20 protein-coding genes are annotated in these 20,929 nt (G+C 56.2%); 9 read left to right on the forward strand and 11 right to left on the reverse strand.

All coding sequences use genetic code 11. The features are described 5' to 3' along the window. Positions 1-268 precede the first annotated feature (268 nt). Genes ACLEIV_RS00310 through ACLEIV_RS00320 form a run of 3 tightly spaced genes read left to right on the forward strand, consistent with a single transcriptional unit; the run spans position 269 to position 5,026 of the window. Positions 269-2,191 (forward strand): PrkA family serine protein kinase, encoded by a 1,923-nt coding sequence (locus tag ACLEIV_RS00310; protein WP_410454673.1) that lies wholly within the window; start codon positions 269-271, stop codon positions 2,189-2,191. A 23-nt stretch (positions 2,192-2,214) separates the two neighbouring features. Beyond that, positions 2,215-3,483, forward strand: coding sequence for a YeaH/YhbH family protein (locus ACLEIV_RS00315; protein WP_410454674.1), 1,269 nt, complete (start codon positions 2,215-2,217; stop codon positions 3,481-3,483). Positions 3,484-3,490: 7 nt separating this feature from the next. Further along, positions 3,491-5,026: a SpoVR family protein gene (locus ACLEIV_RS00320; protein ID WP_410454675.1), complete on the forward strand. Its 1,536-nt coding sequence runs from the start codon at positions 3,491-3,493 to the stop codon at positions 5,024-5,026. A gap of 44 nt (positions 5,027-5,070) precedes the next feature. On the opposite strand, the gene fadR is transcribed toward ACLEIV_RS00320, so the two are convergent. Further along, complete coding sequence (fadR, locus tag ACLEIV_RS00325; RefSeq protein ID WP_410454676.1) at positions 5,071-5,784, reverse strand: fatty acid metabolism transcriptional regulator FadR; 714 nt, start codon at positions 5,782-5,784, stop codon at positions 5,071-5,073. A 123-nt stretch (positions 5,785-5,907) separates the two neighbouring features. Here fadR and dsbB point away from each other — a divergent pair, with 123 nt between their 5' ends. Then, positions 5,908-6,420 carry a disulfide bond formation protein DsbB gene (gene dsbB / locus ACLEIV_RS00330; protein WP_410454677.1) on the forward strand — a complete coding sequence of 171 codons (513 nt, stop codon included), beginning with the start codon at positions 5,908-5,910 and terminating at the stop codon, positions 6,418-6,420. A 109-nt stretch (positions 6,421-6,529) separates the two neighbouring features. Here dsbB and ACLEIV_RS00335 read toward each other — a convergent pair whose 3' ends face one another. Genes ACLEIV_RS00335 through ACLEIV_RS00345 form a run of 3 tightly spaced genes read right to left on the reverse strand, consistent with a single transcriptional unit; the run spans position 6,530 to position 7,961 of the window. Further along, on the reverse strand, positions 6,530-6,964 hold the full coding sequence (locus tag ACLEIV_RS00335) for a YcgN family cysteine cluster protein (RefSeq protein ID WP_410454678.1): 435 nt from the start codon (positions 6,962-6,964) through the stop codon (positions 6,530-6,532). A gap of 4 nt (positions 6,965-6,968) precedes the next feature. Further along, positions 6,969-7,631 carry a fumarylacetoacetate hydrolase family protein gene (locus ACLEIV_RS00340; protein ID WP_410454679.1) on the reverse strand — a complete coding sequence of 221 codons (663 nt, stop codon included), beginning with the start codon at positions 7,629-7,631 and terminating at the stop codon, positions 6,969-6,971. A gap of 48 nt (positions 7,632-7,679) precedes the next feature. Next, positions 7,680-7,961 (reverse strand): YcgL domain-containing protein, encoded by a 282-nt coding sequence (locus ACLEIV_RS00345; protein WP_410454680.1) that lies wholly within the window; start codon positions 7,959-7,961, stop codon positions 7,680-7,682. 105 nt (positions 7,962-8,066) lie between these two features. Between ACLEIV_RS00345 and minC the strand changes: the two genes are divergently transcribed. From minC to minE, 3 genes are read left to right on the forward strand one after another with little or no spacing between them, the layout of a single operon-like run. Next, on the forward strand, positions 8,067-8,750 hold the full coding sequence (minC, locus tag ACLEIV_RS00350; protein WP_410454681.1) for a septum site-determining protein MinC: 684 nt from the start codon (positions 8,067-8,069) through the stop codon (positions 8,748-8,750). 24 nt (positions 8,751-8,774) lie between these two features. Beyond that, positions 8,775-9,587, forward strand: coding sequence for a septum site-determining protein MinD (gene minD / locus ACLEIV_RS00355; protein WP_410454682.1), 813 nt, complete (start codon positions 8,775-8,777; stop codon positions 9,585-9,587). Between the two features lie 3 nt (positions 9,588-9,590). Continuing rightward, positions 9,591-9,878 (forward strand): cell division topological specificity factor MinE, encoded by a 288-nt coding sequence (minE, locus tag ACLEIV_RS00360; protein WP_410454683.1) that lies wholly within the window; start codon positions 9,591-9,593, stop codon positions 9,876-9,878. Between the two features lie 43 nt (positions 9,879-9,921). On the opposite strand, the gene rnd is transcribed toward minE, so the two are convergent. The 5 genes from rnd to ACLEIV_RS00385 form a co-directional block, all read right to left on the reverse strand. Continuing rightward, positions 9,922-11,016 carry a ribonuclease D gene (rnd, locus tag ACLEIV_RS00365; RefSeq protein WP_410454684.1) on the reverse strand — a complete coding sequence of 365 codons (1,095 nt, stop codon included), beginning with the start codon at positions 11,014-11,016 and terminating at the stop codon, positions 9,922-9,924. Positions 11,017-11,069: 53 nt separating this feature from the next. Further along, complete coding sequence (gene fadD / locus ACLEIV_RS00370; protein WP_410454685.1) at positions 11,070-12,779, reverse strand: long-chain-fatty-acid--CoA ligase FadD; 1,710 nt, start codon at positions 12,777-12,779, stop codon at positions 11,070-11,072. A 292-nt stretch (positions 12,780-13,071) separates the two neighbouring features. After that, on the reverse strand, positions 13,072-13,761 hold the full coding sequence (gene tsaB, locus ACLEIV_RS00375) for a tRNA (adenosine(37)-N6)-threonylcarbamoyltransferase complex dimerization subunit type 1 TsaB (protein ID WP_410454686.1): 690 nt from the start codon (positions 13,759-13,761) through the stop codon (positions 13,072-13,074). Between the two features lie 7 nt (positions 13,762-13,768). Beyond that, positions 13,769-15,712: a DNA repair helicase YoaA gene (locus tag ACLEIV_RS00380; protein WP_410454687.1), complete on the reverse strand. Its 1,944-nt coding sequence runs from the start codon at positions 15,710-15,712 to the stop codon at positions 13,769-13,771. 345 nt (positions 15,713-16,057) lie between these two features. Continuing rightward, entirely contained in the window at positions 16,058-16,780 is a 723-nt protein-coding gene (locus tag ACLEIV_RS00385) for a ZIP family metal transporter (protein WP_410454688.1), read from the reverse strand. A 136-nt stretch (positions 16,781-16,916) separates the two neighbouring features. Between ACLEIV_RS00385 and ACLEIV_RS00390 the strand changes: the two genes are divergently transcribed. Further along, complete coding sequence (locus ACLEIV_RS00390; protein ID WP_410454689.1) at positions 16,917-17,642, forward strand: tRNA (adenine(22)-N(1))-methyltransferase; 726 nt, start codon at positions 16,917-16,919, stop codon at positions 17,640-17,642. Between the two features lie 120 nt (positions 17,643-17,762). Next, positions 17,763-19,133, forward strand: a complete 1,371-nt coding sequence (gene hglS / locus ACLEIV_RS00395) for a 2-oxoadipate dioxygenase/decarboxylase HglS (RefSeq protein WP_410454690.1) — start codon at positions 17,763-17,765, stop codon at positions 19,131-19,133. Positions 19,134-19,263: 130 nt separating this feature from the next. Here the strand turns inward: hglS and ACLEIV_RS00400 are convergent, their stop codons facing one another. Both ACLEIV_RS00400 and ACLEIV_RS00405 read right to left on the reverse strand, forming a co-directional pair. Further along, positions 19,264-19,407, reverse strand: coding sequence for a hypothetical protein (locus tag ACLEIV_RS00400; RefSeq protein ID WP_410454691.1), 144 nt, complete (start codon positions 19,405-19,407; stop codon positions 19,264-19,266). A gap of 8 nt (positions 19,408-19,415) precedes the next feature. Then, on the reverse strand, positions 19,416-20,648 hold the full coding sequence (locus tag ACLEIV_RS00405; RefSeq protein ID WP_410454692.1) for a porin family protein: 1,233 nt from the start codon (positions 20,646-20,648) through the stop codon (positions 19,416-19,418). Positions 20,649-20,929 lie beyond the last annotated feature (281 nt).

Genomic DNA, 20,929 nt, shown 5'->3' on the forward strand with positions numbered 1-20,929 from the left:
TACGTTAACGTAAAGGTTATACGATTAAGGCCTATTCCGGGAGTTAATCGACTCCCATGTGTAATCCCCTTGTTTTCTGGCAAAAGCAGCCTTGCCTTACCGACTGTGCAACAGGGGCGATATCACAAAATCTTCGACATTTCTGAACGTTACACAAGCGCAATAGAGAAATCCTGTCTAACCTTTCACTAAAGGAATGAAATATGTGTGCGCAAGGCTCTTTCTTCTGTTTTGAACGTCAGAGCCGGGATTTATGGGGGATAAAACCATGGGAATATTCGAGCATTACCAAACGCGCTATGAGAAGGCAAAGGAAGAGGAGTACGGCCTGTTGGAATTCCTGGACATGTGTCGGGAAGACAAGGCCTGTTATGCTTCGGCCTCTGAACGCCTGTTGATGGCCATCGGCGAGCCGGAAATGATCGACACCGCACAGGTGCCAAGATTCAGCCGGCTCTTCTCTAACCGGGTGATTGCCCGCTATCCGGCTTTCGCCGAATTTTACGGCATGGAAGAAAGCATCGAGCAGATTGTTTCCTATCTGAAGCACGCCGCTCAGGGATTGGAAGAAAAGAAACAGATACTGTATCTGTTGGGTCCCGTGGGCGGTGGTAAATCATCGTTGGCCGAATGCCTCAAGGGATTGATGCAGAAGGTACCTATATACCGACTCAAGGGTTCACCGGTCAATGACCATCCTTTCTGCCTGTTCGATGCCACCGAAGACGGCCCTATGCTGGAGCAGGAATACGGCATTCCACGCCGCTACCTTAGACCCATCATGTCACCCTGGGCGGTGAAGCGGTTGCATGAGTACGGCGGTGACATCTCCCGCTTCAAGGTAGAAAAAGTCTATCCTTCGGTACTCGACCAGATTGCGGTCGCCAAAACCGAACCGGGCGATGACAATAACCAGGACATTTCTTCTCTGGTGGGTAAGGTCGATATCCGCAAGCTGGAGCATTATGCCCAGGATGATGCCGACGCCTACTCCTACTCAGGCGCGCTCTGTAAGGCCAACCAGGGCATGATGGAGTTTGTGGAAATGTTCAAGGCGCCCATCAAGGTGCTGCACCCGCTGCTGACCGCCACCCAGGAAGGTAACTATAACGGTACCGAAGGTCTTTCTGCCCTGCCCTTCGAAGGCATTATTCTGGCTCACTCCAACGAGTCCGAATGGCAGAATTTCAAACACAATCGCAACAACGAAGCCTTCCTCGACCGGGTGTACATCGTCAAGGTGCCTTACTGCCTGCGTGTCACCGAAGAGGTGGACATCTACCAGAAATTGCTGGCCAACAGTGAATTGTCTCATGCCAAGTGTGCTCCGGGCACCCTGGAGACCCTGGGTCAATTTACGGTGCTGTCACGCCTGAAGGAGCCCGAAAACTCCAGCCTGTATTCCAAGATGCGCGTCTATGATGGCGAAAGCCTGAAAGACACGGATCCCAAGGCCAAGTCGTATCAGGAATATCGTGATTACGCCGGAGTCGACGAAGGCATGAATGGGCTATCGACCCGATTCGCCTTCAAAATCCTGTCCCGGGTGTTCAACTTCGACCACGCCGAAGTGGCGGCCAACCCGGTGCATCTGTTCTATGTACTGGAGCAGCAGATAGAGCGGGAACAGTTCCCTCAGGATATCCACGATCATTATCTGGAATTCATCAAGGGGTATCTGATTCCCAAATACGTGGAGTTTATCGGCAAGGAGATTCAGACCGCCTATCTGGAGTCCTACTCCGAATATGGTCAGAACATCTTCGACCGTTATGTCATCTATGCCGACTTCTGGATTCAGGACCAGGAGTACCGAGACCCGGAAACCGGTCAGCTGTTCGACCGTTCGGCGCTCAATGCGGAACTGGAAAAAATAGAGAAACCGGCCGGCATCAGCAACCCCAAGGACTTCCGTAACGAAATCGTCAATTTCGTATTGCGGGCCCGGGCCAACAATGCCGGTAAAAACCCCAACTGGACCAGTTACGAAAAGCTCAGAACCGTTATCGAGAAGAAAATGTTCTCCAACACCGAAGAGTTGCTGCCGGTCATTTCCTTCAACTCCAAAACCAGTGCCGACGAGCAGAAGAAGCACGACGACTTCGTCGCCCGGATGATGGAAAAAGGCTACACCCGCAAGCAGGTACGACTGCTGTCCGAATGGTATCTGCGGGTACGCAAGTCAACTTAACAAGATGAATGTTGGGGGAAATTATGGCGCATTTTATCGACAGACGACTAAATGGCCGCAACAAAAGCGCTGTGAATCGGCAGCGCTTTATCCGCCGCTACCAACAACAACTGAAAAAAGCGGTGTCAGATGCGGTACTCAAACGCAGCATTCAGGATATCGACAAGGGAGAAAGCGTTTCCATTCCTACTCGCGATATCTCGGAGCCGCTGTTTCATCAAGGCAAGGGTGGCCACCGGGATCAGGTGCACCCGGGTAATGATCAATTTATTACCGGCGACCGGGTCGATCGCCCCGCCGGTGGTGGTAGCGGGGGGAGCGGTCAGGGTGACGCCAGCAACCAGGGCGAAGGCGAAGACGACTTCGTATTCCAGATCTCCAAGGAAGAATATCTGGACTTGCTGTTCGATGGCCTCGAGTTGCCAAACCTGGAGAAAAACAAGCTCAACAAGATAAGCGAAATGAAAACCTTCCGCGCCGGCTACACCGCGGACGGGGTACCGGCCAACATCAACATAGTGCGATCTCTGCGTCAGTCTCTGGCCCGGCGCATGGCGCTGCAGGTAGGCAAGAAAAAATCCGTGGCCGAACTGGAGCTGGAGCTGGCCGAACTCGGCAAGCATCCGACTAAAAATTATGCCCGTATTCGGGATCTAGAAGCACAAATTGTCGAACTGAAACGGCGCATCGCCGCTGTGCCCTTTATCGACACCTTCGATCTGCGCTTCAACAACTTTGTGCAGCGTCCCATTCCTTCGACTCAGGCGGTCATGTTTTGCCTGATGGACGTGTCAGGCTCCATGGATCAGGCCACAAAGGACATGGCCAAACGCTTTTATCTACTGCTCTATCTGTTTCTGACCCGGACCTATAAAAATGTCGAGGTCGTGTTTATCCGCCACCATACCCAGGCCAAGGAAGTAGACGAACAGGAGTTTTTCTACTCACAGGAAACCGGGGGCACCATTGTTTCCAGTGCCCTGCAACTGATGAAAGAGGTCATGGAGGCTCGCTACCCTCCGGATCAGTGGAACATCTATGCGGCACAGGCGTCCGATGGCGATAACTGGGCAGATGACTCTCCGTTGTGCAAACAGTTGCTGCAAAACGACATCATGTCTTTTGTGCGTTACTACGCCTACATAGAAATCACCAACCGGGCCCACCAGACACTCTGGCACGAATACGAGTCCATCGCCCGCAAATTTCCCAACTTTGCCATGGAGCATATTCGTGCGGTAGAAGACATTTATCCCGTATTCAGGGAACTGTTCAAGAAACAAGCGGCATGAGGTAACTATGTCTAAAACAACAACCTCTGAAGCAATGACCACTATCCGCCCGCTCAGTGACGGTCCCGACTGGAGCTTTGAATTACTCGAGGCCTACCACAGGGAAATAGCCCGTATTGCCGAAAGTTATGGCCTGAGCACCTATCCCAACCAGATCGAGATCATCACCGGCGAGCAGATGATGGATGCCTACTCCAGCATTGGTATGCCCATTGGCTACCATCACTGGTCTTACGGCAAAAAATTCATTCAGACCGAACAACATTACAAACGAGGCCAGATGGGTCTGGCCTACGAAATCGTCATTAACTCCAACCCTTGCATCGCATACCTGATGGAAGAGAACACCATGCCGATGCAGGCCCTGGTCATCGCCCATGCCTGCTATGGCCATAACTCCTTCTTCAAGAACAACTACCTGTTCACGACCTGGACCGATGCCGAGTCCATTATCGACTACCTGCTGTTTTCAAAACACTACATCACCGAATGCGAAGAAAAATATGGGGTCGCCGAAGTGGAATCCATTCTCGACAGCTGCCATGCACTGATGAACTACGGGGTGGATAGATACAAGCGACCACAGAAGCTGTCTCTGGCCGAAGAACGGCGGCGGCAGAAGGCTCGCGAGACCTATCTGCAAACCCAGGTCAACGAGCTATGGAAAACCCTTCCGCGCATGGACGACGCCAAGCAGGAAAAAAAACGCCGTTATCCCCAGGAGCCGGAAGAAAACATTCTGTATTTCATCGAGAAACACGCACCTCTGCTCGAGCCATGGCAGCGGGAGATAGTGCGCATAGTGCGCAAGATAAGCCAGTATTTCTATCCCCAGAAGCAGACCCAGGTGATGAACGAAGGCTGGGCCACCTTCTGGCATTACACCATTACCCAGCATATGTACGACGAAGGACTGGTGACCGATCGCTTCATCATGGAGATATTGCACAACCATACCAACGTCATCTTTCAGCCAAACTACAACAGCAAGTATTATTCCGGCATCAACCCATATGCATTGGGCTTTGCCATGTTTCAGGACTTGCGCCGTATCTGCGAGCATCCCACCGACGAAGACAGGGCCTGGTTTCCGGACATTGCCGGATCCGACTGGGTCAAAACCCTGCACTTTGCCATGGAGAACTTCAAGGACGAAAGCTTTGTCAGCCAGTTCTTGTCACCCAAGGTGATGCGCGACTTCCACCTGTTTGCAGTGGCCGACGATGATACCCGCAATTACCTGGAAATTTCGGCCATCCATGATGAGCAGGGCTATCGCCAGCTGCGTCAGACCCTGTCAAATCAGTATAACCTGTCCAATCTCGAGCCCAACATTCAGGTCTATAACGTGGAAGTGAAAGGCGACCGCTCTCTCACCCTTCGTCATGTACCGCACAACCGCATTCCGCTGGCAGACTCAAGCCATCAGGTACTGAAACACGTGCATCGTCTGTGGGGCTTTAATGTGGTGCTGGAGCAGGAAGATCCGGACGGCAACGCCAGCATCATAGGCCGCTGCCCGGAGCGGCCAGCCACCGAATAAAAAAACGCCTCCTTAGGGAGGCGTTTTTATCAGTACTGCATCATTCAGTGTTGAACCAGGGTATCTGGTAAATGTTCACGCATATCAAACCACAACTTGCCCGAATTTTTACCGTAGTCCCGCACCAGCTCGGCCACGTCATCAATGTTGCCATTTTCCGCCAGACCGGCAAGGGCCCGATAATACTCCGCCGCCAGCTGACGCGCCGCCGGCTGTGAAAAATAATAGCGGCCCACCCGACAATACAACCCCTTGAAACCATTAAGGATCAGCGCATAGATGGGATTGCCGGAAGCAAACGCCAGCTGATGATGCAATTCATAGTCATAAGCGGCAAAGGCATCGGCTTCATCGGTCAGCAGATCCAGTTCGGCGACGGCAGACAGCACGCGTTCGGGATCATTTTTTACCGCGCCACGAATAAAAATACTGCTGATATGAGTGCGGGCAGACAACAAATGCTCGATCAACTCCGGCATCTTGTCTTCATCGAGGCGAGCCAGGGTTTCCAGGATATTGAGACTGGAGGTTTCCCAGAAGTTATTCACCCGGGTCGGCTTACCGTGCTGTATGGTCAGCCAACCGTCCCGCGCCAGACGCTGCAGAACCTCACGCAGGGTCGTGCGGGTCACCCCGATCAGTTCCGACAATTCCCGCTCCGCGGGGAGTATTGAGCCTGGGGGAAAGTGACTGTTCCAGATGGATTCTATGATATATTGTTCTGCAAAATTGGCGGGGCTTTGTGCCTTGATGACCATGAAACCACTCTGTTAAATTTGTTACGACAGGCAAGATTAATAGTCGATAATAACAGAGCCGACCAGTTCCCCACAACCCTGGTCCTGCCAACAGTCAGTCATCCCGAACGTCATGAGGAACCCATGCTGTACGCCTTTTCTCGCACCCGTTTTGCCTGGGGTCTGCTGACCCTCACCGCGACGTCTCTGTTGGCAGCGGCGCTGTTTTTTCAATATGTGCAGGGGCTGTATCCCTGCGTGATGTGCGTCTACCAAAGAGCGGCGCTGGCAGGGGTAATACTGGCAGGGGTGCTCGGCTGGCTGGCACCACGAAACACACTGGTTAACGGCCTTGCCCTGGCAGGCTGGCTGGCGGCGGCGGTCAAGGGATTCTGGCTGGCAAAAGAACATGTCGGTTATCAACTCAATCCTTCTCCCTTTAACCAATGCTCCAGTTTCGCCGAATTTCCAGGCTGGCTGGCACTGGATCTCTGGTGGCCGGCCTTGTTTCATCCCACCGGCGACTGCGCCGATGCTTCCTGGACCTGGCTGGGCTTCAGCATGCCTCAGTGGCTGATGGGCATTTTCGCCCTGCTGTCAGCGCTGGCGGCGTTTTTTATTGTCGTCCGGATAATAAACGTGAGGCGTGAGGCTTGAAGCAGCACAACGGGAATTTGCAGGCACAAGTCATGATCAGAAAGCTCGGCGCTGCCTGATCCGCCGGCTAGAACGGCTTTTTTAACGGTTGAGCGCTTAAAGCTCGTTGTTAACAAGCCCAGGTAATGATGTGGTCTTCCCAGTTACCGGCTTTGGATTCCGGTACGACCTTGCCGCGCACCGACTGACCGGCTTTGTGCATGGCACTCTTGGAACCGGTACGCAACGGATGCCAGGACGGCAACGACTGGCCTTCTGCCAGCAAACGATAGGCACAGGTGGAAGGAAGCCAGAAATAATCGTCCAGTTTATCCCGGGTAATCTTCAGGCAATCCGGCACCTTGGCGAAACGATTGACATAATCGCTGCAGGCACAGCTGTGGGTGTTCAACAGCTCACAAGCCACATTGGTATGCACCAGTTCGTCGGTGTCTTCATCAATCAGCTTGTTGAGGCAACATTTGCCGCAGCCGTCACACAAGGCTTCCCATTCCCCATCGGACATCTCCTCCAGAGACTTGGTATACCAGAAATCGGCCTGCATAAATTTATCCTGCTACTTTGGCACTGAACCGGTACTGACCGTTCAGTTGCATATCGAGTTCATCCTGCGGCTTGAGTTCGGCCACGCCCCTGGGGGTGCCGGTCAGTACCACATCGCCGGGGTTCAGAGTAAAGCAGCGGCTCATCTGCGCCAGCAGCTCGCCGATGGACCACATCATCATGGCGGTATTACCGTCTTGCCGCTGTTCCCCATTGACCCGCAAGGAAAAATCAAGACGTTGCAAATCGTTAACCACCTCGGGCAAAGCAAAAGGCGTTATTGGACAACTGCCGTCGAACGCCTTGGCCCGCTCCCAGGGGTGTCCCTGGGCCTTGAGTCGATCCTGTACATCGCGCAGGGTCAAATCCAGCGCCAACCCCACACCAACCACCGCCTCCAGCGCATGACCCGGCTCGGTATGGCACAAACGGCGACCAATCAACAAGGCCACTTCCAGCTCATGATGCACGGCTCCCTGCCCTTTGGGCAGCAGCAAGGGTGCATCCAGACCAGTCAGGCTGGTCGATGGTTTGATGAACAACAGCGGCTCTTCGGGTACGGGATTGTTCAGTTCCGCCGCATGATCTTTATAACTGCGGCCCACGCACACCACTTTACCCACGGCATAGGGCAAAGGCTGCCCCTGTAAGTCCATATGTTGATACATGAGAGGCTCCTTGCTGATATGCAGCGTAGTTGAAGAAGAATCCGGGTATCAGGCGGAGGGATCGACCTGGGACGCCCGATGTTGTTTCAGCAAATTTTCCGGCGGTGGTGGTAATTGCAGGTAATACCCCTGGGTCTTTAACGCCAGCCTGACCTTGGCCAGATCGGATTGAGCCAGATGAGTCTTTGTTGCCAGGTTGATGATCATCGCAAGCCTGGGCGTACCGAAAGTATCCAGCAAGGGTGACGGCACACGAGAGAAGTCGTCGCGTCGCTCGACAAAAAGATAAGTCTCTGCCTTTTTAGGGCTTTTATACACTACACACAACATGGAAATTGCTATAATCCGTCGGGTTTATTGCCAGTTAAGATGGCAAACTATAACATCAGCACGACCAATAACAAAAAGGATTGAATCCTCGGGGGAAAGCCGCTTATGGCGGAGCATGGCATTGAATTAAAAGGCAGTAGCTTTACCCTGTCGGTAGTGCATATGACCGATGGTGATATTCAGCGGGTAAAACGACAGCTGGCAGAAAAGATTGCGCTGGCGCCGGCGTTCTTTCGCGCCGCACCGCTGGTCATCAACATAGAAAAGCTATTACAGACACCCGACTTCACCGCACTGGCCGATGCCCTCAAGGCACTGGATCTGGTGCCGGTGGGGATTACCGGTGCCAAGGATGATGCGACCCGGGCCGCCGCCCGGGCTGCAGGCCTGGCCGTGGTCAGCACCGGTAAGATTCCGATGCAACAAGAAGCTCCCGCAGCCCCGGCCGCCCTGCTTAACCAGCCCGGAACCAAGGTTCACCGTGGCCCGGTGCGCTCGGGCCAGCAGGTCTACGCACCCAACGGCTCGCTGGTTATTCTGGGATCGGTCAGTAACGGGGCCGAAGTGATCGCCGATGAAAGCATTCATATTTATGGTCAGCTGCGAGGCCGGGCCGTGGCCGGCGCCAAGGGCAACGAGTCGGCCCGTATTTATTGTCAGCAATTGATGGCCGAACTGATTTCTGTTGCCGGCCATTATCAACTCAGTGATGGATTACAGGGTGCTAACTGGGAACAGCCAGTCACTATTTCTCTGGCGGGCGAACAGTTAAAGTTCGATCGCCTCTAATTTTACGATCTTTAGGAACACACTATGGCACGAATTATCGTCGTCACATCCGGGAAGGGAGGCGTGGGTAAAACTACCTCCAGCGCAGCCATCAGTACCGGTCTGGCCAGTCTTGGTCATAAAACCGTGGTGGTTGATTTTGATATCGGCTTACGCAACCTGGATCTGATCATGGGTTGTGAACGTCGCGTCGTATACGACTTTGTCAACGTGATTAACGGTGACGCCAATCTTACTCAGGCACTGATCCGGGATAAGCGGGTCGAGCAACTCTATATTCTGCCCGCTTCCCAGACCCGGGACAAAGACGCCCTGACCCGGGAAGGAGTAGAGAAAATTCTCAACGATCTGGCCGAGATGGGTTTCGAGTACATCATCTGCGACTCGCCCGCCGGCATCGAAACCGGGGCACTGATGGCACTGTATTTTGCCGATGAAGCCATCGTCACTACCAACCCGGAAGTGTCCTCGGTACGAGATTCCGACCGTATTCTGGGGATTCTGTCGTCCAAGTCGCGCCGGGCCGAAAAAGGCATGGAGCCGATAAAGGAACACCTGTTGCTGACCCGCTACTCCCCCGAGCGTGTCAGCCGTGGCGACATGCTGAGCGTGCACGATGTACAGGAAATACTGGCCATTCCGCTGCTGGGTGTGATCCCCGAGTCCCCGGCCGTGCTCAAGGCATCGAACGCCGGTGAGCCGGTGATCCTGGATGGCGAGTCCGATGCCGCTCTGGCCTATGCCGACTCTGTAGCCCGCCTGCTGGGCGAAGAACGCTCCTTCCGTTTCCTCGATGAAGAGAAGAAGGGATTTTTTAGCCGACTTTTTGGGAGTTAACCCATGTCTCTACTGGACTATTTTCGTTCAAAAAAGACCCAGAACAGCGCCAAGCTCGCCAAAGAGCGCCTACAGATCATTGTTGCCCACGAACGTAGCCAGCGGGATACCCCGGATTACCTGCCGCAGATGCAACAGGATATTCTGGAGGTGATTCGTAAATATGTGAAGATCGACATCGATCAGATTTCGGTACAGCTCGACCAGAAAGGCGACCATTTGTCGGTACTGGAACTCAACATCATGTTCCCCGATCTCGACGAAAAAGAAGAAAAACCGGTAGTACCGTAAAAGCCAGGGGCGAGCTTGTTCGCCCCCTTTTTCATGCTTCACATTACAGCTGTGCTGTAAGCAGTTCTCCGCGCCAGCCTTGTAACAGAGCTGGCGTCATGTCTTTACTTTCTTCCAACCGCCACTTCCAGCTCAGATACTGATGGATCAATCGCTTGGACGCGATCAGTTCCGCCGGAATTTCGGCCTGCTCTCCGGCAAGCTCCACAATGCCCTTGATACGCTTGAGCTCCGCCTTGTAGCCCGGATAATCCACCAGCCGTTGCACCGGCTCCGGCCAGCTGTCGGGAGTATCCAGCGCCTGTTGTACCAGCGTCAGCAAGGTGTCGCCATGACGCTTGATTTCCATTGGCTCCAGTCCCAGACGAGTCAGATCACCCGGATTCCGAGGTGCCCGCTCCGCCACACGGAACAGATTTGCTTCCTTCACCACAAAGTTGACCGCCAGATCCCGACGCCGCGCCTCGGTCAATCGCCACTGACACAGCCGTTGCAATATACCCAGCGCCTGAGGGTCCAGGGTCCAGGCATTCTTGATGTCCAGGTAGGCAAGCTCGGGAGCCACACTTTCACTACGTCGCTTTACCGCCCGCTCGCATTCCTGTTCGAACCAGTCAGTCAGTCCCTTCAGCTCCAGCTGCTGCATCAGCTTTTGGTAGACAGGATAGAGATAAATCACATCGTCCGCCGCATAGCTCAGCTGCGCGCTCGACAAGGGCCGGGCCAGCCAGTCGGTACGGGCATGGGCCTTGTCCAGGCTCACCCCCTGTAATTTCTCGACCAGAGGGGCAAAACCCAGCTGGGTACCATAGCCAAGAAAGGCGGCAGCCAGTTGAGTATCGTGTACCCGGGCCGGCAAGGCGCCGCTCTGGTGCTGGAACAATTCCAGATCCTCTCCCCCCGCATGCAGCACACACAGTCGGGCCGGATCGTGCAACAGACGCCACAACGGCGACAGCTCAGATACCGCTACCGGATCAATCAGCGCCGTGCGCTGGCCATCGAACAGCTGATAGAGGCCCGGTTTGGCATAGAAGGTGCGGGTGCGAACAAATTCGGTATCCAGCGCCAGCAAGGTGGCGTCGGTGGCACAAAAGTCGGCCAGAGTCTGGTTATCGGTGATCAGTGTATAAGTCATGGGCGCTCTGAGTAGACGGCAAAATAAAAACCCCGGTTGCCCGGGGTTCCGACTCAGGCAGCGGCTTCTCGCAGCTCCCGGCGCAGTATTTTACCGACATTGGTTTTGGGCAATTCGTCACGAAATTCTATCACCTTAGGCACCTTATAGGCAGTCAGATATTGGCGACAATGGCCGATCAACGCTTTTTCGTCCAGACTGGCACCCGGCTTTTGCACCACCACCAGTTTGACCATTTCACCGCTGTCCCTGTGGGGCACCCCCACCGCCGCCGCCTCCAGTACCCCCGGGTACTGCATGGCCACATCTTCTATTTCATTGGGAAACACATTGAAGCCGGATACCAGTATCATGTCCTTCTTGCGATCCACAATTTTCAGAAAACCCTGCTCGTTGATGGTGGCGATATCGCCGGTACGCAGCCAGCCGTCGTGAAAGGTGCCATCATCTTCGCCACTCTGGCCCCAGTAGCCACTCATCACCTGCGGGCCTTTCACTTCCATCTCGCCGGGAGTATGGGTCAGATGAATTTCCTCGCCGTTATCGTCGACCAGTCGAACCTCGGTGGAGCACACCGGCAACCCGATGGAGCCGTTGTAACCGTCCATGTCATAGGGACAGACGGTCACCAGCGGTGAGCATTCTGTCAGACCATATCCTTCCAGCAAGCGACTACCGGTAATGGCCTGCCACTGCTCGGCGACCGCTCGCTGTACCGCCATACCACCGCCTATGGTCAGCTTCAGACTCTTGAAGTCATGCCCCTGAAAATCCGCGTTGTTCACCAGTGCATTGAACAGGGTGTTGACGCCGGTGATACAGCTGAAGTCATCGCCCTTGAGCTCTCGCACGAAACCCGGAATATCCCGCGGGTTGGTGATCAGCAGGTTATGGGCGCCGAGACGAAAAAACAGCAGGCCGTTTACCGTCAACGCGAACACATGATAGAGCGGCAGCGCTGTCACCACCTTTTCCTGCCCCCTGCTCAATACCGGACCATAAACGCCAAGACACTGCTCCACGTTGGCCAACATATTGCGGTGGCTGAGCATGGCCCCTTTCGAGCGTCCAGTGGTACCGCCGGTATATTGCAAAAAGGCCAGGGTATCGCCATTCAAATCGGGCCGGGTATAGCGCAGACCACGGCCCCGAGCCAGGGCCGTCTTGTAACGGATGGCGGCAGGCAAGTGATATTCGGGCACTAGCTTCTTGATGTACTTGACAACCGCATTGAGCAGGGTGCCCTTCACCGGCCCTAGGTGATCGCCCATGCGGGTCAGGATCACCTGCTTCACCGGCACCTCTTCAAGTACCTCGGTCAGGGTATGGGCAAAGTTTTCCACGATGACAATGGTGCTCGCCCGGGCGTCGCTCAGCTGATGCTTCAGCTCGCGGGCGGTATAAAGCGGGTTGACGTTCACCACCACCAGACCGGCGCGCAGCGCGCCGAACAGACAGACCGGATATTGCAACAGATTCGGCATCATCAGCGCGATACGCTCGCCAGGAGCCAGTTTGAATCCTTGCTGCAGATAGGCGGCAAAGTCCCGGGACAGGCGGTCCAGCTCCCGATAACACAAGGTCTTGCCGAAGTTGCTATACGCAGGCAGCTCTGCAAACTCGGCCACCCCCTGTTCAAACATTTCCACCAGAGAGGAACATTTCTCGGTATCGATTTCGGCGGGCACCCCCGCCGGGTAACGGTTCAACCAGGGTTTACCGGAAAAAGGCGCCGGTTGTTGGCCGGACAAACTAGCTTCCATATCAGTCTCCTGAGACAGGGGCGCCATCACATCGGCTGTTGATGGTGCACATTTAAAGCAATTACTCTAAACGCTATCCGTAATACGAGCCGAGTGCAACATAACATTAACAGACAGTGATGATGACAGGGTCAGCGCCGCCGATAATGCCACAGCCGCAAACAACGCCGGCTGTTGCGTCGGCGGCGCTGACGATATTTCAGGCTGCGGTGATAGGGTCGCTGAGGATAGAACAGAGGAGAATCCGAATCCTCCCACTGTCTGATCGAGAAAATATTCACTACAGCTCCTGTCAGCGTCCCGGCAGTTTTTGCCAGGTCACCTTGTCCCGCAGATAGACAGGGCGTGCATCGGCCGCGGCAACCCCCAGACCGGCCTGCCATAGCGCGATGGCCTGGGGTAACAGATCCCGGGCTTCGGGAAAGGGCACCGCCTCACATCGTCCTTCTACCCGACTCATGAGTTCAGCATAGGTGACAAAGCCCGAGCCCACACCCAGTTGCCAGCTGTCGGTGCCCGTATCGGTGCTATCCAGAAACTGTGCCGGTGCCAGCACCCGCTCTTCAATGGTACCGACCATGAGCCCCTGTTCCAGCCGATAAGCGCCCACATAGATTTCCCCCATGCGAGCATCGATGGCCGACAGCACCCGCTCGCCTCCGCAGGCGCGATGGGCACCCTGAGCCAGCGCCTGCAGGTTGGAAACGCCCAGTAGCGGCACGTCCGCACCATAGGCCAGCCCCTGTGCCACTCCCAGGGTGATTCGTACCCCGGTAAAAGAGCCCGGGCCCCGACCGAAAGCCAGGCCATCAAGTTGATTAAGCGACAGTTCACCTTCGGCCAACAGCTCGGCCACCATCGGCAGGATCAAGTCCGTATGGCCTCGAGGCGCCACCTGATAACGGCTCAACAGCTCGCCGTTCTGCCACAGGGCGGCAGAGCAGGCCTCGGTGGCGGTGTCGATGGCCAGTATTCGGGTCATGTGTTTATTACTCCAGGGTTAATAAAAATTCGGCCAGCTGCTGCAGGCTTCGGGTACGTGGCATGGCCGGCAGGCTATTGATAAAGTCGGCACCGTAAGCCCGGTTAACCAGGCGGCCGTCGGTGATCACCAGCACGCCCTTGTCCTGTACGTCCCGGATCAGACGACCCACCCCCTGCTTGAGGGTAATGATGGCCTTGGGCAACTGCACCCGGGCAAAACCGTCTTCGCCCCGCCGGCGACAATCTTCGAGCCGGGCGCTCAGCAGTGGGTCGTCCGGGGCACTGAACGGCAGCTTGTCGATCACCACGCATTGCAGGGCGTTGCCGCGCACGTCTATGCCTTCCCAGAAACTGCTGGTGGCCACCAGTACCGCCCGACCATCCTGGCTGAAACGTTCCAGCAGCCGCACCTTGTTGTCTTCGCCCTGTACCAGCACGGTGCGATCCAGCCGGATGCGCAACACCTCGGCGACCTCGTTCATTACCTTGTAACTGGTACACAGAAAAAAGCTGCCGCCGGGCACTGCATCCAGGGTGTCGGCCAGGCTTTCGGCCAGCCAGCGGCCACGACCGGCGGCGTTGGTTTCCGGTAAATAACGGGGCACGCACAAACGGGACTGGCGAGAGTAATCAAAAGGGCTGTCCAATTGCAAGGTACGACACTTTGACAGCCCGAGATCGGCGCAAAAGTGTGCAAAACTGTCCCCTACCGCCAGAGTGGCGGAGGTAAAGACCCAGCTCACCTCGTCTTTGGCCAGCTCCACTGAGAAGCGATCGGCCACCGACAACGGAGTCTTGTGAAAACTGATATGCAGCCGGGTACAGTCGAACCAGTAGGAATAGCCGTCTTCTTCCACCCGGGTGACAGAGTCCAGCTGGGTACGCAGTCCCACCAGGCGCTCGAAGCAGTGATCGAGCTGCTCGCCCCGCCCCAGCGCCAGCTTGAGTACCTCGTAACTGAATGCCAGACTCTCGTTCAGCCGGATCAGCGCCTGCGCCACCTCGGCACGGGCCAGCATGGGCCGCAACTGCCCCCGACTGCTGTCATGACCGAAGGTCAGTCGCAAGTCCTGGGTATGACGTTCCAGCTGATCCGCCGCCTTGCCCAGCTGAGCCATGTCTCTGGCTTCCACCTTTTGTGCCAACCGCAGATCCCGCGCCAGTTCAAGTACTTGCCTGCTGGACTGACTCTGACCGAAATACTGGCCGGCAATCTCCGGCAATTGATGGGCTTCATCGAGAATATAGGCGTCGGCGTCGGGGATCAGCTGACCAAAGCCGGTGTCACGCACCGCCATGTCGGCGAAGAACAGGTGGTGATTCACCACCACCACCTGCGCCTCCATCGCCTTGTTGCGGGCCTTGACTAGATAACAGTCCTGATAATGACTGCAGTCGCGGCCAAGGCAGTTATCGTTGGTGCTGGTGACCAGCGACAACACCTCGCTGCGTTCGGCCAGGCCGGGAATATCGCCGATATCGCCGCTGTGGGTCATGGGCACGAAACGCCGCACTCGCTGCAAGTCGACCAGCCCCTCCGCCGACAGCGTCGGCACGCTGTCGTTCAGCAACCCCAACCGTTCCAGACAGATGTAGTTCGCCCGCCCCTTGAGCAGGGCCACCGGATGATGATAATTCATCGCCTTGACCAGGGTCGGCAAGTCGCGATGAAACAGCTGCTCCTGCAGATTGCGCGAGCCGGTGCTGAGCACCACCTTCTTGCCTGCCGCCAGCACCGGTGCCAGATAGGCATAGGTTTTGCCGGTGCCGGTACCCGCCTCTACCACCAATGGTACCTTGTCATCCAGTGCCTGGCCTACCGCCGTCGCCATCTCTACCTGGGCCGCGCGGGGTTTAAAGCCATCGATGGCCCGGGCCAGAGGCCCCAGTTCGGTAAAGAGTTCTGTAAAGCGCTCGGCAAAAAGCGTGCTGCTGTCGTCGTGCTCCAAGGCAGGTAAATCCCGTCGATGAAAAGGGCATGATAACAAAAGCGGTCGCGACACGGCAGCCGACTATTCCGTTTTCAACATTCCGTTTTCAACATCGCCATGCGACACTATTTTGGCCTGTTCCCTCTCGTGCGGATACATTCCGGAGTCGTCATCATGTCCGAAACCGGTGACCTGTTGCAGAGGCTGAGGCTGAAGGAGGATCGGAGAGAGGCCAAACTGCGCCGTTTTCACGAACGGCATGGCCAGGCCTAGATGGGGTAATCTTGTCCGGGAGGCGGTTGTGGCACTCCCCCAGTCCGAGGAGGACAAGGGGCGCCACTCCACCGACCTTCTCTTGTCTCCTCACCCATGCGTTGTCAGCATGTGCCCGACAATGCCCAGCACGAAGCCCAGTACCGCGCCCATCGGCGGGGCCCAGTGTTTTTCGAGCACCGCCTGCGGGGCAATGTCCTGAAACACCGAATAGAGAATACCGCCGGCGGCGAACATCATGATACCGGCCACCAGCGACGGTGAGTCCGCCAACCAGATATACCCGGACAGTCCTGCAATCGGTCCCAGCAACGCCATCATCGTAAACAGGGCGATAATCTTGCGTCCACTGTAACGTTTGGACTGCCCCAGCTCCCGATAAGCGTTAAAGCCTTCCGGCATATTCTGCAGTACCATCAAGCCGGCGAGCAATAACGCATTGCCAACTCCGCCCAGGACGAGCGTCGCCCCCAGCGCCAGCGACTCCGGGATAAAGTCCGACAGCATGGCCGCCAGCTGACTGGCCGGGGTATTGAGTTTGTACAGCAACATATCCAGCGCCATGAAGATCAGACCGCCGCCACAGAAACACAGAGCCGCCGTCATCAGATCCAGGGGCACAGTGCCCTCGGGCACCAGCACCAGGGCCACCGCCGACAGCAAGGCGCCACCACCGAAGGCGATCACAGAATGGCGAAATTCGTTTTCCAGCCAATCCGGGTGAATATGCTCCTTGCTGCCAATGAGGGCACCGAAGGGCATCGCCATACCGGCCATCAGCGTCAGCCCCAGTATCATCATGACGTCAAACATAATTGCTCCCATATGAATCTGTTATTATTCCGTCCTTGTTACCATAGCCCTGTTCTAATAGCCATCGCTGCACCTCCGATACGCAAGGCCGGCCGACGCTGATATACTGCGCGGCTTTGCACCACAGGCAGTCATCATGAAAATCGGCAAACGACTCCAGAACATCGAAGCCATGGTCGAACCGGGCTATACCCATATCTGGGATTGTTGCTGTGACCACGGTTTATTGGGCGCCGCCTTATTATCCCGCCGGGCGGCGCCTGTTATTCACTTCGTCGATATAGTGCCCAGTCTGATGGACGAGCTGGAAACCCGGTTACGGCAATTTTATCCGGCAATGGCCCCCCAGGCACCGCCCTCAGCCTCCCTGTCGACATGGCAGCTTCACTGCATCGACGTGGCCACTCTCCCTCTGTCTCTTCATGATGGCAAGCAGCTGGTGATCATCGCCGGAGTGGGCGGCGACCTGATGGTGAAACTCGTGAGCGCCATTCATAAGGCCAATCCTGATGCCGACATCGATTTCCTGCTGTGTCCAGTCCACCATCAATACACCTTGCGCCAGCAACTGATCCGACTGAACTTTCATCTGCAACAAGAGCGGCTGCTGGAAGAAAACCGGCGCTTCTACGAACTGTTGCTGGTCTCGACCCGGGCCAACACGCATCAGCGCCGGACCAGGGTCAGTGCCGTCGGCAAACAACTCTGGCAAGCCCGCAGCCCCGAGCAGGCCGATACCGCCTCCCGGTACCTGAACCAGACACTCGGCCATTACCAACGTATGCAGCAGGGCCAACATGCGGAGGTTTTCCACATCATAGAGGCATATCAGGCCATTACTATTCGGCAACACGGCGGATAGGGTTCATCAGCTAGTATTCCAATATGGAATGTATTCGCGAGCAGTTGCCGTTTGTCATTACTCATGATGTGGCATTAAGGTTGGGTATCACCATCTCATTGGTCAAAGGACATTAACATCATGGCGCACGACTCTTTTTTGCACGCGGACGATATCCGTACCCTGTTTTCCGAATCCATGTCTCGTATGTATCAGCAGGAAGTGCCCCAGTACGGAACCCTGATGCAGCTGGTGGCCGAGGTAAACGATCAGGTGCTGGCCGCCGAGCCGGCAATGCAACAGCAATGGCAGGAAAGCGGTGAACTGGACCGGCTGAGTCTGGAACGCCATGGGGCCATTCGGGTGGGCACCGCCGCCGAGCTCAAGATGCTGCGCCGGGTCTTCGCCATCATGGGCATGCACCCGGTCAGCTATTACGACTTGTCCGAAGCCGGCGTGCCGGTGCATTCCACCGCCTTTCGGCCCACGGATAATGCCTCGCTGCGGCGCAATCCATTCCGTATCTTCACCTCGCTGCTGCGCCTGGAGCTAATTGAAGATGATGCCCTGCGGGCTCGCGCGGCCGAGATACTGGCCGCGCGCGATATCTTTACCGCCCAGGCGCGGGTGCTGGTCAACCAGGCCGAAGCTCAGGGTGGCCTGACCGAAGCTCAGGCCCGCCACTTCGTGGCCGAGGTGCTGGAGACCTTCCGCTGGCACCAGAATGCCACCGTCGATCTCGCCAGCTATCAGGCCCTGCAGGACGCCCACCGGCTCATCGCCGATGTGGTCTGCTTCCGCGGCCCCCATATCAATCACCTGACGCCGAGAACCCTGGACATCGACACCGTGCAGCAACGGATGCCCGCCGTGGGCATCAACCCCAAGGCGCTGATCGAAGGCCCTCCCCGTCGCCGTTGTCCCATACTGCTACGCCAGACCAGCTTCACCGCGCTGGAAGAGCCGGTCTGCTTTGCCGGCGAGCAGGCCGGCACCCATACCGCTCGCTTCGGCGAAATAGAGCAGCGCGGCATGGCACTCACCCCCAAGGGGCGTGCCCTCTACGACGAGCTGCTGAACCGCTCGCGTCAGGCACCGGCCAAAATCGATAACGAGGCCCATCAGCGCCAGCTGGCCGAGGTGTTCGCCGGCTTTCCGGACGATGAAGACAGCCTGCGCGCCCAACAATTGGGCTATTTCCGCTATGGCCTGACCGAAGCCGGACGCCAGCAGGCAGAAGGTGGAAAAAACGCCAGTGGTGATATTAATGCACTGATAGAGGCCGGTCTGATCAGGGCCACTCCCATCATCTACGAAGACTTTCTGCCGGTCAGCGCCGCCGGTATCTTCCAGTCCAACCTGGGCGGCAGCCAGCATCAGGCCTATGCCCAGAATGCCAATCAAGCCGCCTTCGAGCAGGCCCTGGGCTGCCCTGTGGTCGATGAGTTCGGCCTCTACGCCAAACTGCAGGACGACTCCGCCCGGCAGGTACTTCAGGCGCTCGGTGCCTGACTCCAATCCCATTAAAACCGGATTGACCTGAAAACATAACGGGCATGAAACAAGGGGGGCTGTCGGCAGTTCAGATGCCCAGCCCCCTGTCTTTATTTTTGCCGTACTGACACGTTCCGCAAAACAGCCGTTACCTGTGGCGCTGATAAGCCCCGTCGGCGCCGGTCAGCAGGCCCGGTCCTTCGGGTATTTCCCGTTCGCTGTGGTATTGAACCGGGGTCCCGCTACAGCCGCCGAGCAACAACAGTATCACCAGCATCATGCTTATTTTCATCACGACTCCTAGAACTTGATCCGGGCACCGGCAATGACCGCGTCCACCTCATCGAGATTTTCTCCCGCCCGCTCCAGATCATAGTTGCGATAACCCACATAGAGCTCGGTCGCCCAATTGTCGACATTCTGTACCATCTGCACCCCGACGGACTTGGCCTTGTCGCTTCTCACCTGAGCATGATTGGCCACATGGTAGTCGGCAGAAAACGCGGTTTTACCTGCGTCGAACCACCGATTCTGATACCCCAGCTTGCCATAGACAAAGTTGGGATCCAGACCACCACTGTCCCGCTCCCCCGCGGCCATGGTCAGGCTGATCCCGCTGTTATGCAGGAAAGAAGCCGAGCCATTGACCTGGCCGTCGTTGCTTTCCTGATCCGAATAGGCCACCGCCGCCGCTACCGAACCGAGACCATGTTCGGCGGCATAGGTCAGCGCCGTATCCCAGGCGCTGTCTTCCACCGCACTGGCCGCCAGTTTCACACCGGCAACACTCGGGGTATCATAGCGCAGACGGTTTCTACGGCCCAGGCCATCCAGGTTGAGAAAGACGTCTCCCACTCGGGTCGAGCTGAGGTTACCGACGCCATTGCGGAACTTGATGCCGCCAGCAATGTCGGCGGTAGAGGAATAACCAACCAGCGCAGTACCGGATAAGTCCATTTCTGAACTGTCTTCACTGGCGGCCCAGCCTTTACCCATCCACAGCTTGCCGAGCCGGTCGTGATCGAAATACACCTCCAGCCGGCGGTCGGAAACACTGTCGCCACCCACCGCTTCGTTATCCTGGCTGACATTGAAAGATGAATTGGACTCCAGCTGCACCTCGATGGCGGTCCCCACCGTCAGCTCTGGGCTGACATCCCCTTCGCCAATCACCCGTAACCGGGTCGAAGAACTGTCATTATCGACATGGTAGAGATCGGTTTCCTCGCCGTCATCCACCACCAGCAGGGCCCGATTTACATGACCGGAAACAGACACCCGGATCTTGTCATTACCCGAACTGACGACGGACGGCGCCCTGCTTGAACTCATGGTTTCGGCTTTTTTTTCCGCCGCCTGGGCTCGTGCTTCGGCATTCAATGTTTTGGTTTCAAGCTGATTGACCCGCTCAAGCAAGGTACCAAGCTGGCGCTTGAGCTGCTCCAGTTCCTGCGCCTCGGTCAGGGCCAATGCGGGCCCGCTGGCTATTGCGCAGACAATGGCCGTCGCCAATAGTGTTTTTTGATGGGCCATGATGATTCTCCTCTCCTTCACTGCATTCCTGGATACAGACACCGCCATCCGATAGCTCGGAGATAGATAGGCGCTGTGTTTTCAAGGCGTTGAACGGGGCAGTAAATAGCAGAGCGATTCATCCTTTCTAAATGGTAGTCCCCTCCCTGGGTTGATTATTTTTTGAACAACACCTTACCATTAACCTTAGTCAAGCCCGGGTTGAAGCACCACGCTGCACGACGACGAAAGAAATCCAGACAACCGCGGCCCTACATCCAGGGCCATGATCCGGCCTTAAT

The sequence above is a fragment of the Oceanisphaera submarina genome (assembly GCF_046521305.1).
Taxonomy (GTDB): Bacteria; Pseudomonadota; Gammaproteobacteria; order Enterobacterales; family Aeromonadaceae; genus Oceanimonas; species Oceanimonas submarina.

Coding starts and splice junctions, on each gene's coding strand:
- ACLEIV_RS00310 (WP_410454673.1), top strand. CDS start 269: ATGGGAATATTCGAGCATTACCAAACGCGCTATGAGAAGGCAAAGGAA.
- ACLEIV_RS00315 (WP_410454674.1), top strand. CDS start 2,215: ATGGCGCATTTTATCGACAGACGACTAAATGGCCGCAACAAAAGCGCT.
- ACLEIV_RS00320 (WP_410454675.1), top strand. CDS start 3,491: ATGTCTAAAACAACAACCTCTGAAGCAATGACCACTATCCGCCCGCTC.
- fadR (WP_410454676.1), bottom strand. CDS start 5,784: ATGGTCATCAAGGCACAAAGCCCCGCCAATTTTGCAGAACAATATATC.
- dsbB (WP_410454677.1), top strand. CDS start 5,908: ATGCTGTACGCCTTTTCTCGCACCCGTTTTGCCTGGGGTCTGCTGACC.
- ACLEIV_RS00335 (WP_410454678.1), bottom strand. CDS start 6,964: ATGCAGGCCGATTTCTGGTATACCAAGTCTCTGGAGGAGATGTCCGAT.
- ACLEIV_RS00340 (WP_410454679.1), bottom strand. CDS start 7,631: ATGTATCAACATATGGACTTACAGGGGCAGCCTTTGCCCTATGCCGTG.
- ACLEIV_RS00345 (WP_410454680.1), bottom strand. CDS start 7,961: ATGTTGTGTGTAGTGTATAAAAGCCCTAAAAAGGCAGAGACTTATCTT.
- minC (WP_410454681.1), top strand. CDS start 8,067: ATGGCGGAGCATGGCATTGAATTAAAAGGCAGTAGCTTTACCCTGTCG.
- minD (WP_410454682.1), top strand. CDS start 8,775: ATGGCACGAATTATCGTCGTCACATCCGGGAAGGGAGGCGTGGGTAAA.
- minE (WP_410454683.1), top strand. CDS start 9,591: ATGTCTCTACTGGACTATTTTCGTTCAAAAAAGACCCAGAACAGCGCC.
- rnd (WP_410454684.1), bottom strand. CDS start 11,016: ATGACTTATACACTGATCACCGATAACCAGACTCTGGCCGACTTTTGT.
- fadD (WP_410454685.1), bottom strand. CDS start 12,779: ATGGAAGCTAGTTTGTCCGGCCAACAACCGGCGCCTTTTTCCGGTAAA.
- tsaB (WP_410454686.1), bottom strand. CDS start 13,761: ATGACCCGAATACTGGCCATCGACACCGCCACCGAGGCCTGCTCTGCC.
- ACLEIV_RS00385 (WP_410454688.1), bottom strand. CDS start 16,780: ATGTTTGACGTCATGATGATACTGGGGCTGACGCTGATGGCCGGTATG.
- ACLEIV_RS00390 (WP_410454689.1), top strand. CDS start 16,917: ATGAAAATCGGCAAACGACTCCAGAACATCGAAGCCATGGTCGAACCG.
- hglS (WP_410454690.1), top strand. CDS start 17,763: ATGGCGCACGACTCTTTTTTGCACGCGGACGATATCCGTACCCTGTTT.
- ACLEIV_RS00400 (WP_410454691.1), bottom strand. CDS start 19,407: ATGAAAATAAGCATGATGCTGGTGATACTGTTGTTGCTCGGCGGCTGT.
- ACLEIV_RS00405 (WP_410454692.1), bottom strand. CDS start 20,648: ATGGCCCATCAAAAAACACTATTGGCGACGGCCATTGTCTGCGCAATA.